17 protein-coding genes and 1 pseudogene are annotated in these 20,489 nt (G+C 53.4%); 9 read left to right on the top strand and 9 right to left on the bottom strand.

From position 1 onward, the window contains the following. Nucleotides 1–35 precede the first annotated feature (35 nt). On the bottom strand, nucleotides 36–1,607 hold the full coding sequence (locus tag RHI63_RS03130) for a serine/threonine-protein kinase (protein ID WP_310743371.1): 1,572 nt from the start codon (nucleotides 1,605–1,607) through the stop codon (nucleotides 36–38). A 357-nt stretch (nucleotides 1,608–1,964) separates the two neighbouring features. Here RHI63_RS03130 and yqeK point away from each other — a divergent pair, with 357 nt between their 5' ends. After that, nucleotides 1,965–2,615 (top strand): bis(5'-nucleosyl)-tetraphosphatase (symmetrical) YqeK, encoded by a 651-nt coding sequence (gene yqeK / locus RHI63_RS03125; RefSeq protein WP_310800447.1) that lies wholly within the window; start codon nucleotides 1,965–1,967, stop codon nucleotides 2,613–2,615. A gap of 45 nt (nucleotides 2,616–2,660) precedes the next feature. After that, entirely contained in the window at nucleotides 2,661–3,506 is an 846-nt protein-coding gene (locus tag RHI63_RS03120; protein WP_149820969.1) for an ABC transporter permease, read from the top strand. Here RHI63_RS03120 and RHI63_RS03115 read toward each other — a convergent pair. Further along, nucleotides 3,503–5,380: a caspase family protein gene (locus RHI63_RS03115; protein ID WP_310821822.1), complete on the bottom strand. Its 1,878-nt coding sequence runs from the start codon at nucleotides 5,378–5,380 to the stop codon at nucleotides 3,503–3,505. The two genes, RHI63_RS03120 and RHI63_RS03115, sit on opposite strands and share 4 nt — an antisense overlap. Nucleotides 5,381–5,512: 132 nt before the next feature. Further along, complete coding sequence (gene phoU / locus RHI63_RS03110) at nucleotides 5,513–6,151, bottom strand: phosphate signaling complex protein PhoU (RefSeq protein WP_310821821.1); 639 nt, start codon at nucleotides 6,149–6,151, stop codon at nucleotides 5,513–5,515. 106 nt (nucleotides 6,152–6,257) lie between these two features. Here phoU and RHI63_RS03105 point away from each other — a divergent pair. Then, nucleotides 6,258–7,105 (top strand): annotated as a pseudogene (locus tag RHI63_RS03105) (IS630 family transposase). Nucleotides 7,106–7,207: 102 nt separating this feature from the next. Here RHI63_RS03105 and RHI63_RS03100 read toward each other — a convergent pair. Then, nucleotides 7,208–8,017 (bottom strand): fumarylacetoacetate hydrolase family protein, encoded by an 810-nt coding sequence (locus tag RHI63_RS03100; RefSeq protein WP_206201029.1) that lies wholly within the window; start codon nucleotides 8,015–8,017, stop codon nucleotides 7,208–7,210. A 115-nt stretch (nucleotides 8,018–8,132) separates the two neighbouring features. On the opposite strand from RHI63_RS03100, the gene rpsF reads away from it, so the two are divergent. From rpsF to RHI63_RS03085, 3 genes are read left to right on the top strand one after another with little or no spacing between them, the layout of a single operon-like run. Next, entirely contained in the window at nucleotides 8,133–8,477 is a 345-nt protein-coding gene (gene rpsF, locus RHI63_RS03095; RefSeq protein WP_206201028.1) for a 30S ribosomal protein S6, read from the top strand. Between the two features lie 40 nt (nucleotides 8,478–8,517). Continuing rightward, nucleotides 8,518–10,137, top strand: a complete 1,620-nt coding sequence (locus RHI63_RS03090; RefSeq protein ID WP_206201027.1) for an ABC transporter substrate-binding protein — start codon at nucleotides 8,518–8,520, stop codon at nucleotides 10,135–10,137. A 60-nt stretch (nucleotides 10,138–10,197) separates the two neighbouring features. Then, a complete protein-coding gene (locus RHI63_RS03085) occupies nucleotides 10,198–11,067 on the top strand; it encodes an S-methyl-5'-thioadenosine phosphorylase (protein WP_310801442.1) in 870 nt (289 codons plus the stop codon). Here the strand turns inward: RHI63_RS03085 and RHI63_RS03080 are convergent. The 5 genes from RHI63_RS03080 to RHI63_RS03060 all read right to left on the bottom strand — a co-directional run bounded on the left by RHI63_RS03080 (nucleotide 11,064) and on the right by RHI63_RS03060 (nucleotide 17,030). Further along, nucleotides 11,064–15,116 (bottom strand): GAF domain-containing protein, encoded by a 4,053-nt coding sequence (locus RHI63_RS03080; RefSeq protein ID WP_310821820.1) that lies wholly within the window; start codon nucleotides 15,114–15,116, stop codon nucleotides 11,064–11,066. The genes RHI63_RS03085 and RHI63_RS03080 overlap by 4 nt on opposite strands. A gap of 199 nt (nucleotides 15,117–15,315) precedes the next feature. Next, on the bottom strand, nucleotides 15,316–15,654 hold the full coding sequence (gene petJ, locus RHI63_RS03075; protein WP_310821819.1) for a cytochrome c6 PetJ: 339 nt from the start codon (nucleotides 15,652–15,654) through the stop codon (nucleotides 15,316–15,318). 99 nt (nucleotides 15,655–15,753) lie between these two features. After that, complete coding sequence (psbV2, locus tag RHI63_RS03070; protein WP_310821818.1) at nucleotides 15,754–16,281, bottom strand: photosystem II cytochrome PsbV2; 528 nt, start codon at nucleotides 16,279–16,281, stop codon at nucleotides 15,754–15,756. A 29-nt stretch (nucleotides 16,282–16,310) separates the two neighbouring features. Continuing rightward, entirely contained in the window at nucleotides 16,311–16,802 is a 492-nt protein-coding gene (gene psbV / locus RHI63_RS03065; RefSeq protein ID WP_206201022.1) for a photosystem II cytochrome c-550, read from the bottom strand. A gap of 21 nt (nucleotides 16,803–16,823) precedes the next feature. Continuing rightward, a complete protein-coding gene (locus tag RHI63_RS03060; RefSeq protein ID WP_206201021.1) occupies nucleotides 16,824–17,030 on the bottom strand; it encodes a translation initiation factor IF-2 in 207 nt (68 codons plus the stop codon). Between the two features lie 143 nt (nucleotides 17,031–17,173). Here RHI63_RS03060 and RHI63_RS03055 point away from each other — a divergent pair, with 143 nt between their 5' ends. The 3 genes from RHI63_RS03055 to RHI63_RS03045 all read left to right on the top strand — a co-directional run bounded on the left by RHI63_RS03055 (nucleotide 17,174) and on the right by RHI63_RS03045 (nucleotide 20,455). Continuing rightward, on the top strand, nucleotides 17,174–18,463 hold the full coding sequence (locus RHI63_RS03055; RefSeq protein ID WP_206201020.1) for a glucose-1-phosphate adenylyltransferase: 1,290 nt from the start codon (nucleotides 17,174–17,176) through the stop codon (nucleotides 18,461–18,463). Nucleotides 18,464–18,656: 193 nt separating this feature from the next. Next, nucleotides 18,657–19,841, top strand: coding sequence for an NAD(P)H-quinone oxidoreductase subunit H (locus RHI63_RS03050; protein WP_149820368.1), 1,185 nt, complete (start codon nucleotides 18,657–18,659; stop codon nucleotides 19,839–19,841). A gap of 29 nt (nucleotides 19,842–19,870) precedes the next feature. Continuing rightward, nucleotides 19,871–20,455 carry a peroxiredoxin family protein gene (locus RHI63_RS03045; RefSeq protein WP_206201019.1) on the top strand — a complete coding sequence of 195 codons (585 nt, stop codon included), beginning with the start codon at nucleotides 19,871–19,873 and terminating at the stop codon, nucleotides 20,453–20,455. Nucleotides 20,456–20,489 lie beyond the last annotated feature (34 nt).

The raw sequence follows: 20,489 nt of genomic DNA, 5'->3' as shown, positions 1-20,489 counted from the left end.
CAGCTGGGGGGATGCCCCCCTGATTGAGTTCGGGTTTAGTATTTAGGCAACTTTGTAAACCAATTCTTTTTGGCGCGATCGAGTTGGCCTTGAACCATTCCAGAGACCATACTGAAGTCTGCCCCAGAAATATCGGCACCGGTAAAGTTGGCTCCTGAGATCGAGGCATCCTGCAATTTTGCTCCCTTCAAATTTGCCCGCTCAAAGTTGGCTTGCACCAGATAGGCACCGCAGAGATTGGCATCACTCAGGTTGGCCCCCTGAAGATTGGCTTCCCGCAAGACCACATTGGTGAGGATACAACCCTTCAAATCAGCATTGGTAAAATTGGCATTGGCAAAATTGGCACCGGAGAGATCGGCATTGCGCAATACCACATTGGAGAGATCGACATCCACAAAATCCCGTTCTCCCCGCTTATAGGCCGTTAGCACTTGGGCAGCCGTCATCCGTACGGTGACTTTGGGGCGCAGATGCTGACCCGAGCCTACCCCCACAACTGGCGGCCCACCCCATGGAGATCCTGTCATCCGCGATTGGCGCAACCGAGCTGCTGCAGCATTTTGACGCACAGAGGAGGCATAACTAGAGGACTGAGCTGATCCACGGGGTCGGCCTTGGCTGGGAGGGGCTGCAAGGGCATTACTGAGGTCATCATCCTCTGCTGTAACGGTAGGGGCAGCCAGCGCAGGTGTTTCTTGGCAATCAAGGAGCTGGAGATCGGCTAGGACATCGATCGCGCTTTGGTAACGGTTTTTAACGCTATCCTCCAGCATTTTGTCGAGGAGAGCGGCAAACTCAGGGGAGATATTTTTGACGTACCGCTTCCAATGCCATTCCCCCGTGTGCGGATCTCGCTCAATCTCTTTGGGTGATTTACCAGTGAGGAGATAAACACAGGTGACACCCAGAGCGTAAATATCGCTGGCATAGATGGGACGCATGGCCATTTGCTCCGGCGGCGCATACATGGGCGTTCCCACGGCAAAGCTGGTAAATGTGGATAGCTCTGGGGCATTTTCCACCATCGCCTGGGTGACTTTGTCTTTGACTGCACCAAAGTCAATGAGCACTAGCTTGTTGTCAATATCACGGCGGATCAAGTTGGCAGGCTTAATGTCACGGTGGATCACACCATTTTTGTGTAGGTAATCAAGGATGGGCAGCACTTCCTGCAAAACCTGCTTCACCTCTTCTTCACTTTTGGGGCCAAAGCGTTTGACCTCCTGTTGCAGGGTGAGGCCACCCACATATTCTTGGATGAGATAGAACTCATTTTCATTTTCAAAGTAGCCAAGCAGACGCGGCAGTTGGGGGTGATTGCCAACTTTGCCGAGGGTGGTCGCTTCCCGCAAAAAGAGTTCCCGCGCCATAGCCAAGATATGGGGGGCGGTGGCGGCTGGCCGTAATTGTTTAATCACACAACTGGGATTGCCGGGCAACTTTGTATCAATCGCCAAGAAGGTCGTGCCAAACCCCCCTCGCCCCAGCACTTTAATGGCTTTGTATTGATCGTTGAGCAACAATTTGCTGCCACAGGATTGGCAAACCTCTACATCATCGGGGTTTTCTGGCTTGACACAGTTTGGGTTTAGGCAGTAACTCATAAGCAGCCAAGGGGATGAACAGCACGTTCAACAGGGGGAAGGGTGATAGGGTGACCTGTTTTCAAGTCACAGCTCACAGGAATGTGCCCCCACCGCTAGTATGATTCAATAGCTTCCACAGGACGACTCCGTACTTTTACGATACTCTTTTTTCTTTGCCTTACCCTATCCGTGAAATTACGGAAGTTGGACAAAACGCTTACAGCCTTTTCTTAAAAAAAATATGGGATGCATAAGGAGAAAGTTTATCCTGCTCTACAGTTGCTTTGACGGTTTCAAGAGTTTCCCAACCTTGTGAAAAGAGCCTTCGGTATGATACAAGGGTAGCACTTCATCATCCCTGCTGTGGCTTTGGCTATGACCCCGCTTGTGACAACTGATGCTAAAGATTCGCTGTGCGATCGCCAGCAGGTTTTGGCGTGGTTGACGGAGAATGTGCCGGCACCCCGACTCCAACATATCCTGCGGGTAGAAACGATGGCGGCGGAGCTGGCTCTCCACCATGGCTTGGATGTGGATCGGGCGGCGTGGGCGGGGTTATTACACGATTTGGCAAAGTACTTTCCGCCGGAGCGGCTATTGAGCATGGCACGGGAGGCGGGGCTGCCAATTACGGAGGTGGATGAGGCGGATCCCCACCTGCTTCACGCGGATGTGAGTGCCCTTGTGGCGCGACAGCAATTTGGCATTACCGATGAACAGGTCTTAGCAGCCGTTGCCAACCATACCTTGGGTCAACCGGGAATGGATGCCTTGAGTTGTGTTGTGTTTCTCGCGGATAGCTTGGAGCCGGGGCGAGGCCAGACGGTAGAGCTAGAGGAATTGCGCAAGGTGGCTCACCAAAATTTACAGGAGGCGGTGTGGCGGGTGTGCGATCGCACGCTGTTGTGGTTGGTTGGCCAGCACCGTTTAATTCACCCCCGCATGATCCTCACCCGCAACTGGGCAATGCAGGTGGCACCAGCAAAACCGAAAAAGAGCGAAAAGAAAGGCGCCGCCAAGGTTTAGAGGCCTTGCTACCCTAGAAAACAGGTTTGATCTCGGAGTTGCGTTATGACCACCGCTTCAGCAAGGGCTGTTCCCGGTATTTTCTCAGGTGAATTCATTCAGGAAACGCTCGCTTTGACCCGTCGCCTGTTTATCCAACTGCAACGGCGCCCTTCAACACTGGTGGCGGGGGTGGTACAACCCTTGATTTGGCTGATCCTCTTTGGTGCCCTCTTCCAGAATGTGCCGCAGGGTCTGTTTGGCGAGAGTACCAATTATGGTCAGTTTCTCTGTGCCGGTATTATTGTCTTTACCGCCTTTAGTGGCGCCCTCAATGCGGGGCTGCCGGTGATGTTTGACCGTGAGTTTGGCTTTTTGAATCGGCTGTTGGTGGCGCCATTGGCTTCGCGGTTTTCAATTGTGTTGGCCTCGGCTTTGTTCATCACAACCCTGAGTTTGATTCAGGTGGTGGCGATCGCCAGCCTAGGGGTGCTGCTAGGAACGGGGCTACCGAATTTAGCGGGCATTGGAGTTGTCTTGGCCACCGTACTAATCTTGGTGTTTGGTGTGACAGCCTTGAGTCTCGGACTCACCTTTGCCTTGCCTGGTCACATTGAACTGTTGGCGGTGATTTTTGTGATCAACCTGCCGTTACTCTTTGCCAGTACTGCCTTGGTGCCCCTGTCGTTTATGCCGCGCTGGTTGCAGTGGATTGCCAGCCTCAACCCCCTCAGTTTGGCGATTGAACCGATTCGCTATGTCTATTTACATCCTGACTGGCAGTTTAGTGATGTGGTCATGGTGGCGCCTTGGGGATCCCTAAGCTTGGGAGCAGCGCTGCTGATTCTTTTGGCGGTTGCCGTGGGGATGAGCCTACTCATTCAACCCCTGTTGCGGCGGCGCTTGGCCTAGACCACCCGCAGCGTGAAGCCTTGGGTACACCACTCCCGCACATCCAAGCAAAACTCATTCCCTTCCGGTTCACTGCTGAGATCCCCTAGCAGACCGAGAACCAAGGCAAGACTATCCTCACCAGAAATTAGCAATGGCTCTGAATGGCTAGGGTGGCTACTCAGTTGACTAAAACGAGTCAGGGGGCGGTGGCTGCTGATGATAAAAACCTTCAGCCATTGGCAAGGGCGATTCAGCGTCCACGTATAAAGGGGAATATTCAAGCCCGGCGCAACCGCCAACTGCCACGACTGTGTTTGCAGCGGCAGGAGGAGAATGCCCTGACTGCTATCCCATGCAAAGGCGACAATGTTGAGGGAGCGATCGCCATAATTGTAGAGGCTCCAGCGGCAAGTATCCCCCTTGGCCAAGGTGAGGGGCGTGTCTAAGTTCGTGGCTGGCAGCTTGGTGCTCAGGACCTCCGGCAGGGAATTGGGGCTGCGGGGTGGGGATTGGCGGCTTAAGAGTTTTGCGGTTGGCGATAGTTGCTCAAGGGTTGTACACACGGCCACCTGACTAGAGGTGGGGTTCAAGGTCAGTGTCAGCCATTTTTGAGCCAGCAGGGCATTCAGCAGGGGGTTCAAGCGACGGATGCTGGCTTTAGCAGCTTCATTGGTACCTGTGCAACTGTGTTGGAGCAACGTTCCCACCGGCCATTCCAATCCATAGCTACCCCCTGTGGCACTTCTGGTGAGAACCACATCTGGCAGCGACTCACTGCCGTTGAGCACAGCAACGTTCTCTTCGTTGGTCAGCGCATTGATGGCATCTACCCGCTCAATCTTGCTCAGCTTGGGGTCTAGTGCCACTTGTAGCTGCAGATTTTTCCCTAGGCGCCGTTGTTGCTCATAGAGGCGATCGCCCACTTGCAGGGGCTGACCACTTACCCCCTGAGCCATGATGCCATTAAAACTAACCATGTCAACGACCGTGGCACCATCGGCAGTGCTCCAACGACTGTGGGGATGACAATGGGCTAATAGCCAAGGACTGAGGCCGCCACACCAGATTTGAAGGGCGCGATCGTGACCGGTACTTTGCACCACACCGTCAAAGCCGTGGGATAGGGGGACATTCCCCGGCAAGCTATCGCTGACGAGATGAATTTCTGCCCCAGTTTGCCAGCGCAGTTCATCGGCGGTGTACATCAGGCTCGTCGCCAAGGGGCGATCGCCCCCCAAAGCCGCTAGATAATGGCTCAAACTAGCAGTAAAGAGTCCCATAGGAACGCCATTCAGGTGCGTTTCTACCCCCAAATCGGCCCAAAGCAGATGATCCTTGGGAACTCGGCCTGCGCCACGGCTCTCTACAGGCTGCAACGGCACAAATCGCCAGCGCAACATCTCCCCCTCAATGGGTGGCGGGCTAAAGCGGGTGTCGAGCCATACCTGTACCCCTTTGGTACGCAGTAATTCAGCAAGCGGTAAGATGCCCTCACCTGCTGCTGTGGCATCGGCGAAAACCAGTGCTGGTTGTTGCTGCCAAAGCGTGCCGTAGCCACTAAAGTAAACTAACAGGGGCTGACCCGCGTGCTCCAGCACCCCTAGGGTTTCTTGAACCGCATCGAGGGTTGCCGCCTGTTCCGTCAGTAGCGTAATGTCACTGTCCGCTAGCCCCCAGCCATCTAGCAATAGGTTTTTCACTAGCTCAACATCCGTTAGACAACCGCCTAAAGGGGGCACACCCACTAACTGGGGATAGTGGTTAATGCCAATCAGGAGTGCTCGCCACGGACGAAGAGAGTCTGCCAAGGAGCCGCCTGCCGTTTGCCAAACCCACGGCATCAGTGTCAGTGCCGCAGCACCGTACAAAAAAGAACGACGGCTTAACCTCATGCCTTACCTCCCAACAGGCCCATCCTCAGATTCGAGCACAGGCACGACAACACTTATGAATTAGGACTAGTTCTATTCTCAAAGGTTGTGGACGCAATTCAGCGCACAGCGAGCATAAAACGTCAATTTTTCCTAGGGGTCTTCCCCCCGCACAATGAAGCAGACGCGCTGGCCAATGGTTACCGCATGATCACCAATGCGCTCTAGGTTGCGAATCAGCAGCAGGAGGATTAAGCGCAATTCCACTGGTTCTTGCGGATCCAAAGGGGTGCAGAGTCGCTCATAAAGACGTTGATAGTCGGCATCGACGGCATCATCGCAGTTGGCAAGGGCTAGCCCCACCTCAGGATCCAAATTGGCAATGGCGGATAGGGCTTCCGATAGTAACAGTTGCGATCGCTGGAACATCAAGCAGATGTCCTCAAGGTAGGGTGGGGGTGGATAGCGCAGCAGCGTTTGACCCGCACGGCCAATTTCAAGGGCATAATCGCCGATCCGCTCTAGATCGCGGCAGAGGTGCGAGAGCATGACCAAAAATCGGAGATCCTCGGCCACAGGAGCTTGCAATGTCAGCAGGGCGATCGCCTCACGATTGAGTTCCTGGGCGCTGCGGTCAATGTCCCGCTCCCTTTGGATCAACTGCTCGACACTGAGGAGATGTCGCTCAATCAAGACACCATAGGCCAACTGACAGGCACTTTCCACCAGTGTCCCCAGTCGCAGCAAGTCACTGCGCAGACGTTGTAATTGCCGTTCAAAATGGGTGGCCACGGCCTCAGACCAGCTCTTTGTAACATTATAGCTATTTCGAAAGGGAGTGAGATATTTTCAAGAGGGATAGGCTATACTCAAAGAGTCATGAATGTTACTCAAGAATATGAGCTATAGCTTGGACTTACGAGAGCGGGTTGTCTCCTATATCAAGCAAGGTGGCAAAATCAGTGAAGCGACTCAAATTTTTCAGGTGAGCCGCGCCACTATCCATCGCTGGCTGAAGCGGGACGACTTAGCCCCCACAGTTGTCCCCCGTCGTCCTTGGAAGCTGGATTGGGCGGCCTTAGCAGCCGATGTTGCTGCCCATCCCGATGACCGTTTAATCGACCGTGCCCAGCGATTTGGCGTTCAAGTTTCCACCATTAGTTATGCCCTCGCCCAGATGGGCATCACCCGAAAAAAAAACAGATGCGTTACCAAGAACGGTGTGAAGAAGAGCGGCAAGCGTATCAACAGCAGCTCAACACATGGGTAGAGAGCCATGGGGAGGAAACGGTAGTCTATATCGATGAGACGGGGTTTGACTCTCGAGTAGAGTGTGAGTATGGGTGGTCAGCACGAGGCGAACGAATTTATGGAGAGCGAGCGGGGAAGCGTCAGAAAAGAGAGAGTTTAGTCGCAGGACGGTATAGACACCAGAAAGACTTCATCGCCCCAATGCTGTTTTGCGGATACTTGAATGCGGTAGGGTTTGTGAGCTGGCTGAGTCAGTACTGTTTGCCGACGTTAAAGAGACCGTCGTTGTTGATGATGGATAATGCACCGATTCATCCGAAAGGGGCGATTCAGGAAGCGATCAAAGCGGCGGGTCACGAGGTGTTATTTTTACCGAAATACTCTCCTGATTTGAATGTGATTGAGCACGACTTCAGTGCGCAGAAGCGAGCGCGGATGTATGCAGGGTCAAACAGTTCGATTGATGAGGTGATTCGCAAGTATTGTGCTGGATGATATCTCATTCCTTATTGGAATAACTATATCTGTCCACTGGTGCATCAATGGAGCCGACAATGTGTCTTTTCATCCGCCTAAAGTCATTAAAGAGAGATATTCCTAATAGGCGCGACCTAAGGGGGGTGTCCAAGGGGTCTCCGGTGTTGTGACTACCGACAGGAGGCTGCCAATGCCTTCAATTTCGACGCGCACGCGATCGCCCACCTGTAATGCACCAATTCCTGCGGGTGTCCCCGTCAATACCACATCCCCCGGCAGCAGTGTCATCACATAGCTAATGAAACTCACCAACTTGGCGGGTGAGAAAACCATTTGATCAATCGTTGCTGATTGGACGGGTTGCGCGGCCTCATTAATAAAGGTTTGCAACCGCGCATCGCTAGGAACCTCTCGCACAATCCAAGGCCCTAGGGGGCAAAAGGTGTCAAACCCCTTGGCCCGCGTCCATTGCTGCTCCCGCTGCTGCAGATCCCGAGCCGTGACATCGTTGGCGATCGTGTAACCCCAAATATGCTCAAGAGCTTCATTTTCAGGGCAGGCACGGGTACGACGACCAATGACCACCGCCAATTCCCCCTCATAGTCCACCCGCTTTACTTGGGGCGGATACCAAATGGGACAGCCGGGGGCTTGAACCGTTGTCGGCGGTTTTAGAAAAATTAATGGCTCAGGGGGCACGCTATCGCCCATTTCGGCAGCGTGCTTCACATAGTTGCGTCCGACAGCAACAATTTTTGAGGGGGAGCAGGGAGCCAAGAGTTGATAGCTATCGGGACTGAGGACTTGGTTCGTGGGTTGGCCGTGGAGCCACGGTGCCGCATCCCAAATCATCACTTCGCGGTTGAGTTGCAGTGTGCCGTAATGAATCTGTCCCCCCGTGGTCTGTACCCGCACAAACCGTTCCACCATAGTGAATTAGTCCCCTTTTTTCCTTGCCAAGAATGGCAAACTGCGGTGCTAAAATTATAAAGCCTTGCTTTTTGCATCCGTCAAAAGGCCATTTGTCCAAAGGGAGTTGACCTCAGTGATTACACGGAACTACGAAACGCTCTATATTGTTCGTCCTGATGTGGGCGAAGAACAACTGGAACAAACCATTAGCCAATTTCGCACTTTTTTAGAAGAACAGGGTGCGACAAAGCTTAAGGTGCAAAATCGCGGCAAGCGTCGGTTTGCCTACCCGATCAAGAAACTGCGGGAGGGCTACTACATTCTGATGACCTATACCGCTGCTGGGACGGCGATCGCCCCCCTAGAACGCGCCATGCGCCTCAATGAAAACATCCTCCGCTTCATGACGATTGTCCTTGAAGAAGAGGCCGACACCGAAGACGCCGAAGACGACAATCCTGTTCTTGCCCGTGCTTAGGACAGTACACTGATCCAAATTCACTTGAAAGGGGGGCATCATGGCACCATCTCCCGGTTCTTGGAAGTGCGATGGCGTACCTAAAAACGGTAAATCCTACCCCAATGCCAGCGGTGCCCACCCCCCCTATGAAAACTTTGGCCCCGACTGTGATATCTGTGGACTACCCCGTGAGGCCATGAATCCTGCCAGTGGTAATAGTGCTGCCGGGGCTGGAAAGTGGAAACTACCGCTAGTTGCTGCTGCCCTTGGGGTGGTTCTATTACTCGCGGGTGGTATTGGTTTCCTTGGCTATCGAATCTTTATTGCCAACCGCAACGGCACTACGCCACTGCCGATAGGAGGGACAACCAGTGGCAACCACTTGGTGAGCAAAACCACTGCCCGCAACACAGCCTATATTAGCCAAGGGGAGCGCATCCTGATCAGTGAACCCAATCCGCAGCGAGCAGCCCTGAAGCAAGAAGCCGCCCTTGCCTTTGATCAGGGAGATTGGGCACAGGCGATCGCCAAGTATCAAGAACTCGTCACCCTCGATCCCAATGATCCAGAGGCGCGCATTTATCTTAACAATGCCCGTGCCCGCCAAGCCGGCAATCCGATGACGATGGCCACCGTTGTTCCCATTGGTACTAGCCCCGATACTGCCAAGGAAATTCTGCGGGGGGTCGCTCAGTACCAAGAGCGCTTTAATGCCAGTGGCCCCAGTCGTGCCCTTGAAGTCGCCATTGTCAATGAAAACAGCCCCAATGGTGTAACCAGTTTGGCCGAAGATTTGATCAACAGTTCAATCCAAGGGGTACTGGGTCATGGCACCGACGCCAATAGTCGTGCCGCTCTACAGGTTTATGAGCAAGCGGGGATTGCGGCTCTTTCTCCCCTGACCACGAATGTCATCCCCCAAGACAACGGCACGGTTCAAGTGCAAACCCTATCTTTGAGTGAAAAGGGGCAACAACTCCTCAATACCTACCTTGACAATGCCGCCAATACCCTCGCCCAAGCCGCTGCGAAAAAAGTCCCTAATGCCAAAGTGGCTGTTCTCTACAACAGCGATAGTCCCTACAGTGATGAACTGAAAACTAAATTAGTCGCTGCTCTGCCTCGGTTTGGTGCGCAAGTGGTGCAACAGATGGATGTGGCCGCCCCCGGCTTTAATGCCAATACAGCAATGACCACAGCACAGCAAGCGGGAGCCAATGTGGTCATTTTGGCCATGAGTCGCGCCCGGGTGAATGATGCCGTTGCCCTTGCTATTGCCAATCAAACCCAAACTACCCCCGTGCAGTTGTTTGGTAGTGATCAACTCTACAGCCCTGATTTACTGATCAAGGGGGATAGCGCCATCAATGGCATGATTCTAGCAGTGCCTTGGAGTACTAACCCCAATGATCCCTTTGCGCAGCAGGCCGCACAAGCGTGGCGGGGGCAAATTAGTTGGCGCACCACAACTGCCTACGATGCAACTCAAGCCCTTGCCCAAGCGATGGTTCAAGGGGGCGATCGCGCCAGCACCCAACAACTGCTCCGCCAAGGGGTACAAATTCAGGGGCAAACCGCCAGTGGTACCTTTGATCGAGTTCCTCTGGTGCAAGCAGCACCGGGACCCAATGGCCCTAAAGGCTCCAACTACCAGTTCAACCCCCTCGGTAGCCTCTAAACCATCAAAATTGGGGCAACTAGTGCTAAGCTATTGCCGATTGGTGTTTTAGGAATCTCCATGACTGCAAAAATTGGCATTATTGGCGGTAGTGGTCTCTACAAGATGGAGGCCCTCACCGATGTCGAAGAGGTACGTCTGACTACGCCCTTTGGTGATCCTTCCGATGCCTTTATTTGCGGCAAGATTGCTGGGGTTCCAGTCGTCTTTTTGGCACGTCATGGCCGCGATCACCATCTACTGCCGACGGAGATTCCCTTTCGTGCCAACATCTATGGCTTCAAATCCCTTGGGGTCGAGTACCTGCTTTCTGCGTCTGCGGTGGGTTCCCTACAGGAACAGGTGAAACCCCTTGATATGGTGGTGCCCGATCAGTTTATTGACCGTACCCGTAACCGCATTTCCACATTCTTTGGGGATGGCATTGTGGCGCACATTGGCTTTGCCGATCCGGTGTGTCCTGCCCTTGCTGCTGTTCTTGCTGATGCGATCGCCGATCTCAACCTGCCCGATGTCACCCTGCACCGCCAAGGTACCTATGTGTGTATGGAAGGGCCTGCCTTCTCGACACTTGCGGAGTCGAATCTCTACCGCTCTTGGGGCGGAACGGTGATTGGTATGACCAACCTACCAGAGGCCAAATTAGCTCGCGAAGCGGAGATTGCCTACGCAACCTTGGCTCTGGTGACTGACTACGATTGCTGGCACCCAGAACACGACTCCGTTACTGTGGAGATGATTGTGACCAACCTGCAGCGCAATGTCAAAAATGCCCAAGCCATTATCTGTGAAACCGTCAAACGCCTCCATGCCAATCCACCAGCCTCTAAAGCCCACCGTGCCTTAAAGAATGCCATTCTCACTCCCCTTGACAAGGTACCCGCAGCCACCAAGGAGAAACTGCATCTGCTCTTGGCTAAGTATCTCTAGGTCATAGACTCTGCTGTATTCTGATCACCCTCAAAGCTGATCTGCTCACACAGTTGCGGATAGGTGGTCTTGGGACTGAGGCAGCGACAGCGGTTGAGGGCCGCGGCAAGGGCTTCAATTTTAATCGGTTTACTGATGTAGTCATCCATCCCCGCCGCAAAGCAGCGTTCGCGATCGCCAGCTAGGGCATTTGCCGTCATGGCAATAATCCAAGGACGCTGGCTGGGAGGCCATTGGGCACAGATGCGTTCGGTGGTCTCGAGGCCATCCATCTTTGGCATTTGCACATCCATCAGCACAACATCGTAGGGGCGCTGTTGCAGTGCTTCAAGCACCTCTAGGCCATTGGCCGCCACATCAGCGCGGTACCCCATCCGCTTGAGAATATGCAGTGCCACCTTCTGGTTCACCGCATTGTCCTCGGCAAGCAAGATGCGTAGGGGAAAACGGCTGCCCAAGTTCAGATCAATACCGGTTCTTGTCAGTGCTGGTTGGGTCGCTGACTCACTGCTGAGTACTCTAATCAGCGTTTGCCGTAGGGTGAGAGGGCGAATGGGTTTGGGGATGTGGGCTGTGATCAACTCCTTGCGACTAGCGGTTTCCAGCCAACTCAGGGGTGTGAGCAGAATAATCGGCTGTTGATTGAAGTGCGGCTCTGATTGCAACCGCTCTGCTAACTGAAGCCCCGACATTTGCGGCATATTCAAATCAATGACTGCCACATCCCACTGGGGCGGTGCTTCTAGCACCAGTTGCGGATCTCCATATCCGACGGGAACCATTCCCCAGTTTTGCAGCAATGTACAGAGATTATCGCGGCTGGCGGCATTGTCGTCCACTACAAGAACCCGCTTGTCTGCCAAAGCAGCATGGATTGTCGGCGGCACATAGGGTTTTTGTCCTTCAGCGAGGATCGTAAATGTAAATGTGGTGCCCTGCCCCTCGACACTTTCAACGGACATATCGCCGCCCATCAACTCACAGAGGCGTTTGCTGATCACAAGGCCTAGGCCGGTACCGCCATACTCGCGCGTCGTCGAGGCATCCACTTGGCTAAAGGGCTTGAAGAGCCGATCCAAGCGATCGCTGGGAATGCCAATGCCCGTATCCTGAACTTGAAATTGCAGAAAGGTTTTCTCCTCTTGCTTGACCACGCCCACATGAACGAGCACTTGACCTTGGTGGGTAAACTTAATCCCATTGCCTACTAAGTTAACGAGAATTTGCCGCAGCCGGGTCACATCCCCCTTGATTTGGGCAGGGGTTTCGGGGGTGCAGGTGTAGAGCAACTCTAGGTCTTTCTCCTCAGCTTTACTGGCCAGTAGGCTCAGGACATCCTCCACGCACTCACGCACATCAAAGGGCTGCTGCTCCAGTACCAACTTGCCCGATTCAATTTTCGAGAAGTCAAGAATGTCGTTAATAATTGTTAGGAGTGCCTCGCCGGCTTGGTGCAGAGTTTGCAAAAAGTCCCGCTGCTGCTCATTGAGGGGCGTATCCAAGAGCAAATTCGTAAAGCCCAAAACCGCATTCATGGGGGTGCGGATCTCATGGCTCATGGTGGCCAAAAACTCACTCTTGGCTCGGTTGGCCAGTTCTGCTTGCAGGCGGGCTTGTTCGAGTTCGTGGTTTTGCTGAGCCAATAATTGGCGCTGCTGCTGTTCATGGCGCAGGAGTTCCGCTTGGGCGATCGCAATCCCCACTTGCGCGGCCACTGCTTCCAGAAGTTCAATCTCATCGGGAGTCCACTGCCGCTGGCGATCGCACTGATGCAGGCCAATAACGCCATTGGGTACGCCTTTATAGGAGGTGCGAATAGCCAGCATTGACTTGATTTGAAGTTGATGACACAGCTCAATGGCATTGCCCAGTAGGGGGTCTTGAGTCACATCGTGGGAAACAACAGCGGCATCACTCCTGAGAACCTCCAAGGCGTGGGGGTTGTTTTCCACGGGCACACTGACCCCCCTCATTGAGGGGTAGCCCGGTTGCAGGTATTCAGCCACATCGGGAATACGCGGCGGTGGCCCCGGCTCGTAGCGGTGAATTAAACAGCGACTGACCCCAAAGGCCTGCCCAATTTGGGTGACGGTTGTTTCAAACACCGTTTCCGTATCGAGGCTCTGGCGAACCTGTTCAGTAATTTGATTCAGAAGCAACGCCCGCTGCATTTGCTGTTGCAGTTGCTGACGTTGGCGGGTTTCCTGTTCAAGGAGTTGTACTTGGGCAAGGCCAATCCCCACCTGTGCCGCCACACTCTTGAGCAAACTTTTAATGGCCGCCGTCCACCGCCGCTGGCGATCGCACTGGTGCAAAATGAGTAAACCATTGGGTTGATTGCGATAGGCCGTGCGCACAATCACCGCAGATTTCACACTCAGGGCTTCGCAGTACTCATGAAGTGAGGTTAGACGACTGTCTGTTGCCACATCCTCGCAGCTAAACACCTCATCGGAGGCAAAAACCGATTCCAAAAACGGTCCCCGCATCTGGCTCAAATCGAGAGGGCATTCCTTGACGGAAGACACCCCCGGCGCACAATACTCTGCCACCAATTCCATCGGCGAAGGGGCATTCTCCTGATAGACAAATAAGAGGCAACGACTGACATTGAGGGTTGCTCCCACCTGCTGCACTGCTGTACGACAGATGTGTTCCCGTTCAATTTGCTGGCGAATTTCCTCAGTAATGCGATTGAGCAGGAGCGTGCGCTTCACCTGCTGCTGTAAAAACAGTTGTGCCCGCTGCCGTTCGGTGACATCACTTTGAATGCCAATGTAGTGGGTAATTTCACCAAATTCGTTATAAATCGGCGAGATGGCCAGTTCATTCCAGAAGGGTTGGCCGTTTTTGCGGTAGTTGCGCAGCACCACCCGGCAGGATTGGCCTTTTTTAATGGCATTACGAATGGCTTCAGCCCCCGGTTGATGGCGATCGCGCCCCTGCAAAAAGCGGCAATTTTTGCCAATCACCTCCGTTGCTCGGTATCCCGTCATCCGCTCAAAGGCGGGGTTCACATAGATAATTGGATTATCGGGTTGGCGGTAGTCGGTAATCACAATGCCATTAGTACTGGCAATGATCGCTCGCTCCCGCAGTCGCAGCTCTGCCTCAATTTGCTTCTTGTCGGTAATATCAACCGCTAACTCCAAAAAGCCAATCAGTTGCTCTTGGCTATCATGAATCGGGGTGACTGACAGGGACACAGGGAAGCGAGAGCCATCCCGTCGTATAAATGTCCACTCCTGCTCATCGGCCAAGCCCCGCCGCGCCCGAGCCACGAGAGTCTCAAACCCCGCAGGAATGGGTTCTCCCAATTGCGCACTGAGGATCTGGGCATAGCGCTCCACCTCTTGAGGATCATGGAAACGTTCTGGCGTTGCTTTACCCACCAGTTCTGAGGCAGGATATCCCAGCCATTCCTCAGCGGCTCGATTCAGCAGCGTGATAGTGCCATCGGTACGGGTGGCAATGATGGCGTGATTACTACTATTGAAGACCGCCTCTTGGAGGCTGCTCATCTGCTGAATGTAGGCCAGTTGTTGCTGGGTGACCTCTAAGTGATGGCGGATTTCCAGTTCACTAATGACTTGGCGAGCAAGGGTGCGCAGGGTTTGCTGTTGAACGGGGTTTAGCTCACGCGGCTTATAGTCCACCACACAGAGGGTACCAATGCCATAGCCATCGGGCGTCATCAAGGGCATCCCCGCATAGAAGCGGATATAGGGCGGCCCTGTAACAACGGGATTATCGGCAAAGCGGGGATCCAGCCGCGCATCCGGCACAATGACGAGTTCTGGTTGCAGGATAACGTGAGCACAAAAGGCAACATCCCTAGGGGTTTCACAGGCATCAATGCCTACTTTGGCTTTAAACCACTGCCGTTGACGATCAACAAGACTAATGAGGGCAATCGGCGCTTCGCAAATTGCCGCCGCCAAGTTGGTAATTTCATCAAAGATAGGTTCTGGCGGCGTATCTAAGACTCGATACTGCTCAAGGGCACGTTGCCGTTCCGGTTCATTTGCTGGCAATGGGGCAGCAGGCATAGCCCAAGTGTACCGCCTTTTTGTAGGAGCAAGTCTTTCATTATTATATGAATTGCACTGGTTCTAGAGAGGATTCCCTAGGGGATGCAGAACACAACATCTATCTTTGCAGGACTTGGAGGGCAGTCACAGAATAAAAAAAGGATGTAGCACCTACGCCTACACCCTTCATCAATCGTTTTTTCAGACGGTGGCAATCTTAGCCTGCCCAACCCTTGGCAGCTTGATCGAGCACGTAGGCGGCTACATTCTGAATTTGTTCATCGGTGAGACGACCAGCAAAAGCGGGCATGGCATTTTTGCCGTGCTGCACTTGGTAGATAATGGCATCCTCGGAGTACATACCAAATTGCTCAAGGGCTTCTTTTTTCAGGGTTTTGTTGGCCATCACCACATTGCCACCCCCCATGTGACAGGCTGCACAGTTGCCGCTAAAGACTTTGGCACCATTGGCTAAATCTGCCGCAAAGGCCGCAGGGGTGGGGTTGACAAACAGCGCGATCGCGATCGCGCAAACACAAATGAATAGCTTTTTCAACGGAGTTCTCCTTTCATGGAATGCGTCAGGGTATGGATAAAGCCCCAAAAATCAAGGGGTGCAAGGTTCACAAAAGGTCAGTGTAGCAAAGTTCCCAACCTAGGGGACACTGTCCGGAAAGCTTTCTACGCCCCAACCGGGCGCCACGGCTGCCGCTCGCAAAATAAAGGCAGCTAAGGTCTCAAGCTGTTCCGTGGTCAACCAGTCCTCACTCACGCGGCGGCAGGAATAACTCTCTTCGCTGCCATCGTAGGATCTCGGCGATCGCTGGAAGGCCACCAGACTGGTAATTGTATCCCGTGGAGGGGTGGCTCCCTTGAGATCCTTCAGGGAGAGGGAGACCAACGGATTGGGGAGTGTACTGCCGCCAACGTGGCAGTTTTTGCAGTTTTCCTCAAAGAGCCGTTTCCCACGGGTCAAGTCCACGGCTGTAAAGGTTTTGGTCTCACCGCGGTCATTGAGGGGCAGTTCCACCGTATCTGTGACCTTCAGGTATTGGATCACATAGTTATCTACCCCAGAGGCCGCCAGCGCCGTTGCCGGGGCGATCGCCCAGCCCAGCAGCAAGAACAGTAGGCCACTGCAGAGCCAGACAACAGGCCGAAGCCGAGAGTGAGGTTGGTGCATGAGTTGGGAAGATCCTTCTTGAGTTGTGACTAGTAGTAAATTTTACCGCCTCCCCATTTATCCCCAAGAATCTTGGGTTCGACGAGGATGTGACCGGCAATCGCCACCAAATCTTTCTCCGTCAGGTTGCGCATTTTCGGGAAAATGTCGGCACTGCGCAGACTGGGGTGCACCTCAGCAATTTCCTGCTCGCCATCGTAGGTGGTGGGGTTTTTCATATAGTCCACCAAGCCTTCGATGTTATCCCGTGGCGGTGTGGCCAAAGCCAAGGTTTCAGTGCGCAAATCCAAATTGGGGTTGGTTTTGGTGATCCCCCCCACATGGCAGGAGGCGCAAGCATACTGGAAGAGACGCTTACCCTCAACGTATTGCTTTTCCGTCAGGGTAATGGTTTTTCCTTCACTGTTGAGGGGAACGGTCAGGACGTCAGGGGTCAGTTCAGCGGCCAGTGCTGTACCTAGGGTCAGTTGCCAGAGGCAGAGGCAAAGGGCGACCGCAAGCCAAATGGATTTTCTTAACATAGTTCTCCCAATAAGCAGGTCTTACGAGTGCGGTGATGTGTCCCGTTGATCGGTCGGTGTAGCAGAGTCCGTCAAAGCCAAAATGATTGCTTTGGCATCTTCAAGGGGCAGGCGCGTTTGCGGACTGGTATAGCGAATACCCAAGCGATCGCACAACCCACAGACGGTTTCGACCGAGACGCCGTAGTCCGCTGCCAAATCAGCGATCGCAATATCCACAAATCCCATGCTGCTACTCTCCGCTTGGGATCAACGACCAAGTATCATTATCATGCCATTGCGCGGCTTCTTTACCAAAAAGCGTCCCCTTCGCAAAGAGAAGTGCCACCACAGCGTACACTGTTGATGTGGCCGTTCAGATGGAGTTTTCAATGAAACGAGTCTTGGCGATTATCCTTGGGGGCGGTGCCGGCACACGTCTCTATCCCTTAACCAAGCGTCGAGCCAAGCCTGCGGTTCCCCTTGCTGGAAAATATCGCCTCATTGATATTCCTGTGAGCAATTGCATCAACTCCGAAATCAATAACATTTACGTTCTTACCCAATTCAACTCGGCCTCCCTCAACCGTCATATTGCTCGTACCTATACCTTCCCCGGCTTGACGGGCGGCTTTGTCGAAGTGTTAGCAGCCCAGCAAACCCCAGAAAATCCCAACTGGTTTCAGGGCACTGCCGATGCGGTGCGTCAATACCTGTGGCTGTTGGCCGATTGGGACGTGGATGAATACCTGATTCTTTCAGGAGATCACCTCTACCGCATGGACTATCGCCTTTTTGTGCAGCGCCATCGCGAAACGGGCGCCGATATTACCCTCTCCGTCTTGCCCGTCGATGAAAAAGCCGCCTCTGGCTTTGGCTTGATTAAGGTAGATGGCACAGGGCGAGTCATTGAATTCCGCGAAAAACCCAGCGGTGATGCCCTACGGGATATGCGCGTGGACACAACCCGCTATGGCCTTAGTGCCGAGGAAGCCCATTGCAAACCCTACATTGCCTCAATGGGGATTTATGTCTTTAAGCGGCAAGTGCTGATTGATCTGCTGCAACAGATGGCCGATGCCACCGACTTTGGCAAGGAAATCATTCCCGCTGCGGCCCGTTCTCATCTTGTCCAAACCTACGTCTTTAATGGCTACTGGGAAGATATTGGCACGATTGGATCCTTCTACGAGGCTAACCTTGCCCTCACCCAACAACCCCAACCGCCCTTTAGCTTCTACGACGAAAACGCCCCCATCTACACCCGTCCCCGCTATTTGCCCCCCAGTAAGATTCTCAGTTCCACCATCACAGAGTCGATCATTAGCGAGGGCTGCATCCTTAAGGAATGCCAAGTTCACCGTTCCGTTTTGGGGGTGCGATCGCGCGTAGAATCCGGTTGTGTCATTGATCATTCCCTGCTGATGGGCGCCGACTACTACCAAGACTCGGCGCAGCGCAGCCAGCTCCTGTTGCAACATAAAATTCCCATCGGCATTGGTGCCAACAGTGTCATTCGCGGGGCAATTGTCGATAAAAATGCCTGCATTGGCCATGATGTCAAAATCATCAACAAAGACCATGTTGAAGAATCCAACCGTGAGGATCAAGGATTTTATATCCGCAGCGGGGTGGTGGTGATTATCAAAAATGCCGTGATCCCCGATGGCACCGTTATCTAAGCCATAAGCAAATTTGAATTGGCAAGCGGGGAAAACCTGTGTAGCATATCAAAAGAACAGCCCTTTTCACAGATGGAACAGGCTTAAAACCGCGAAAGCCACTATGGGAGGAAATTGCACTTCCTTCATGTATGCCACATTTTAGAAAAGGGCTGTAAAGTAAGCGTCCAACCCTCTAGCGGAACTGCCATCTATGCCCACGATAGAGACTCGCACAGAACCCATGGTCATCAACATGGGGCCGCACCATCCCTCAATGCACGGGGTTTTGCGGTTAATGGTGACCCTTGATGGCGAAGATGTCATTGACTGCGAGCCGGTGATTGGCTACCTCCATCGCGGCATGGAGAAAATTGCTGAAAACCGCACCAACATTATGTTCATCCCCTACGTCAGTCGTTGGGACTACGCCGCCGGGATGTTTAACGAAGCGGTTACCGTCAACGCTCCCGAAAAGTTGGCTGGTATTCCTGTGCCCAAACGCGCCAGCTATATCCGCGTGATCATGCTGGAGTTGAACCGCATTGCCAATCACCTGCTGTGGTTAGGCCCCTTCTTAGCGGATGTCGGTGCCCAGACGCCCTTTTTCTACATCTTCCGTGAGCGGGAATACATCTACGATCTCTTTGAAGCTGCCACAGGCATGCGCTTCATCAACAACAACTACTTCCGCATGGGGGGAGTGGCCGCCGACCTCACCTATGGCTGGGTAACCAAGTGCCGCGACTTTTGCGATTACTTCCTGCCCAAAGTGGATGAGTACGAGCGCCTGATCACCAACAACCCCATCTTTGTGCGCCGCTTACAGGGGGTGGGCAAAATTAGCCGTGAGGATGCCATCAACTGGGGGCTATCGGGGCCGATGCTCCGTGCCTCTGGGGTGAAGTGGGATCTGCGCAAGGTGGATCACTACGAGTGCTATGACGACTTTGACTGGGATGTACCCGTGGCCACCGAAGGTGATTGCCTTGCCCGCTACATTGTCCGTATTCAAGAAATGCGCGAATCGGTGAAAATCATTCGCCAAGCCTTGGATGGTTTGCCCGGTGGTCCTTATGAAAACCTCGAAGCCAAGCGGATGCTCGAGGGTGCCAAGTCAGAGTGGAATGGCTTTGACTACCAATACATCGGCAAGAAGCTGGCTCCCACCTTCAAAATTCCCAAAGGCGAACACTATGTGCGGGTTGAATCGGGGAAAGGGGAGCTAGGGATTTACCTGATTGGGGATGATAATGTCTTCCCTTGGCGCTGGAAGATTCGTCCACCGGATTTCAATAACCTGCAAGTCCTGCCCCAGTTGCTGAAGGGGATGAAAGTGGCGGATATTGTTGCTATCCTTGGCAGTATCGATGTGATTATGGGATCTGTTGATCGCTAGGAAAATGTTGAGCCACCAGCGAGGGCGCCATGGCTGTTCAATTACCGTTTTTTACCTCCACCAACTTCAGTGGCCTCTTTAATGAGCGGTTTTGGCAGAATGCGTGGCCACTGCCGCCCCAAAATCAACTACAGCGGGGTGCACTAGTGCCTGATGGGGAGCTACCCGGCGTAGGGCTAACCGTGCCCGTGCGCCTCTCAACGGTGTGGCAAGAGCAGCCGCTCCTACTGGTGTTTACTCGTATCTTTACGGAGCATCAATACTGTCCGCTGTGCTACCCCTATCTCAAGGCCTTGAATGAACACTATGAAACATTCCAAGGCAAGGGAGTAGCCGTTCTTGTGATCACCAGTACCGATGCCCAGCAAAGTCAAAAGGTCAAGGACGATATGGGCTTGAAGATGCCCCTGCTCTATGACCCCAGTTGCCAAGTCTTTCGCAAATACCGCACGGGTCAAGCCTTGGGGGCACCACTGCCCGCACAGTTTCTCATTGATCAGGAAGGTAAGCTGCGCTACAAGCATCTCTTCTCGTTTTTAGAACCCAATGCTCCCCTAGAGCGCTTGTTTCAGGAAATTGATGCCCTGAGGGCAACAGTGGCGACAGCAGCTTAGGGGCGATCAAAACTCGCTAGGATAGAAGGTATCT

The sequence above is a fragment of the Thermosynechococcus sp. GLH187 genome, from assembly GCF_031583395.1.
Lineage (GTDB): Bacteria > Cyanobacteriota > Cyanobacteriia > Thermosynechococcales > Thermosynechococcaceae > Thermosynechococcus.
This window is presented reverse-complemented; position numbering and strand designations above follow the sequence as displayed.